We start from the raw sequence: 2306 nt of genomic DNA, 5'->3' as shown, positions 1-2306 counted from the left end.
CACCACGCGGGCCTCCAGCCGGAGCACCTCGTAACGCGCCCGGCTCCGCTCCGACTCCTCCCCCGCGCCGACCACGTGCAGGTACAACGTCCCCGACGCGCGGTGCACGTCCAGCACGTTGCTGCCGGGCACCGCGGAGACGGCGGCCGAGGTGATCGTCAGGAAGAGGTCTCCGGGGCTGCGCAGCCGTACGGCCACGATCGCGCCCAGCGGCGGGCGCACGCCGAGGATGTAGCGGTTGAGCCGCCAGCTGGAGACGACCATGTCGAGGGTGAAGCGCGCGGCGAAGCGCAGGATGCCGACGGGCCGCAGCCGCACCCTCGTCTCGATCGGCGGGAGCGGGAAGATCACGCACACCACGATCCCGACGACGACGCCCGTCACGACGTTCGCGACGCTGAAGGTGCCCCACAGCAGGATCCAGAGCAGGGCCAGGCCGAGCACCGTCGGCCACTGGGCCGCGCGTCTGCTGCCGGGACGCTGCCCCGGGTGGGGTCCGGTGGTCATCTGCCCGTCACCGCCGCGACGTAGGGCGTGCGGGCGGTCAACTCGCCCGCCACACGGTCGGTGAGGGTCGAGAGCGGCCCGGCCAGCACGGTGAAGGCCAGTCCGAAGGTGACCAGTCCGATGGTGGGCGCCAGCATGGCCGCCGGCGGCTGGCCGGTGGTGATCGCCCTGCCGCCGAAGGTCGCGGACTCGGCCCCGCCCGTGAGTCCCTGGACGTTCGCCGCCTCCCCGCCGGGCGGGCCCGGCTGCGGCGCCGAGCCGGAGGGTGACTCGTCCGGGGTCTCGTCGTCGGTCTCGATGGTGTCGAGCACGATGCCCACCACGTACAGCTCGGGGGGTGCGGCCCGCCAGAAGGCGAGATTCCACGCCTTGGCCAGGGCGTACAGCGTCAGCAAGCTGGTGAGGGTGCCGGCGGCGATCAGCACGTACACGAGCGCACCACCGTGCTCGACGCCCGCCCGCAGCAGCCCGAACTTGCCCAGGAAACCCGAGAGCGGCGGCACCCCGGCGAGGTTCATGGCCGGGATGAAGAAGACGAGCCCGAGCGCCGGCGAGAGCTTGGCGATTCCGCCCAGGCGTTGCAGGTCGGTGGTGACGCCGCGCCGCTCGACCAGCCCGACGACCAGGAAGAGAGTGGTCTGCACGGTGATGTGGTGCGCCACGTAGAAGACGGCTCCGGCGAACCCCGCGCGGGAGGCCAGCGCGATGCCGAAGACCATGTACCCGATGTGGCTGACGAGCGTGAAGGACAGCAGCCGCTTGAGGTCGCTCTGCGCCACCGCACCGAGGATTCCGACGATCAGGGACAACAGCGCCAGGATCATCAGCACGTCGCTGAGCCGGTCACCGGGGAAGAGAAGCGTCTGGGTGCGCAGGATCGCGTAGATGCCGACCTTGGTCAGGAGTCCGGCGAACACGGCGGTGACCGGGGCGGGCGCCGTGGGATAGGAGTCCGGCAGCCACGCGGCGAGGGGGAAGACCGCGGCCTTGATGCAGAAGACGGTCAGCAGGGAGATCTGCACCATCAGCCGCACGCCGTCGGGGAGTTCGTCGAGCCTGCCGGCGAGCTGGGCCATCGTCACCGTGCCGGTGGCCGCGTAGACCACGGCGATCGCCGCGAGGAAGAGCACGGACGAGAGCAGCGAGACGATCGCGTACGTGGCTCCCGCGCGGATACGGGTGACGGTGCCGCCCAGCGTCAGGAGCACGTAGCTGGCGGTGAGCATGATCTCGAAGCCGACGTAGAGGTTGAAGAGGTCACCGGCGAGGAAGGTGTCCGAGACTCCGGCCACCAGCACCAGGTAGGAGGGGTGGTAGACCGACAGCGGGGTGGCCTCGTCGTTGTCGGCCATGCCCTGTCCGATGGAGTAGAGCAGGACGCACAGGGTGACCGCCGAGGAGATCACCAGCATCAGCGCGGAGAGCCTGTCGGCGACGAGCACGATCCCGACCGGCGGCGACCAGCCTCCCGCGTACATGACTTGCGGGCCGTGGCTGTCGGCGTTGATGAGCAGGATCAGCGCGACGGCCAGGACGGTGGCCAGGACGACGGTGCTGATGACGCGCTGGGTGCGCTGCAGCCGTACGCCGATGGCGAGCTTCAGGCCTGCGGCGAGCAGCGGAAGGATCACGGGCAGCGGCACCAGCGCGGAGACGACGGAGGCCGCCCCGCCGGGCTGGGCGGCGCTCGCGGCGATCACCGGTCGGCTCCGAGGATCGTCTCCCACAGGTCGTCCTTGCCTGAGCTCGTCTCGGCTTGGGCGCTGCGTTCGCGTTCGGCGCGCATCTCCGCACGGGCC

The 2306-nt window shown here is 70.9% G+C and carries 2 protein-coding genes; both read right to left on the bottom strand.

From position 1 onward, the window contains the following. The coding region (locus H5J26_RS30350; protein WP_181769162.1) for a Na+/H+ antiporter subunit E at window positions 1–507 on the bottom strand (507 nt) is incomplete at its 3' end. After that, window positions 504–2207, bottom strand: a complete 1704-nt coding sequence (locus H5J26_RS30345; RefSeq protein ID WP_309238130.1) for a Na+/H+ antiporter subunit D — start codon at window positions 2205–2207, stop codon at window positions 504–506. The genes H5J26_RS30345 and H5J26_RS30350, both read right to left, overlap by 4 nt. Window positions 2208–2306: the final 99 nt, after the last annotated feature.

The organism is Streptomyces albidus (ex Kaewkla and Franco 2022) (genome assembly GCF_013870515.1).
GTDB classification, from domain to species: Bacteria; Actinomycetota; Actinomycetes; order Streptomycetales; family Streptomycetaceae; genus Streptomyces; species Streptomyces albidus.
The sequence above is the reverse complement of the archived record's forward strand: the minus strand, read 5'-3'. Positions and strand labels throughout refer to the sequence as shown.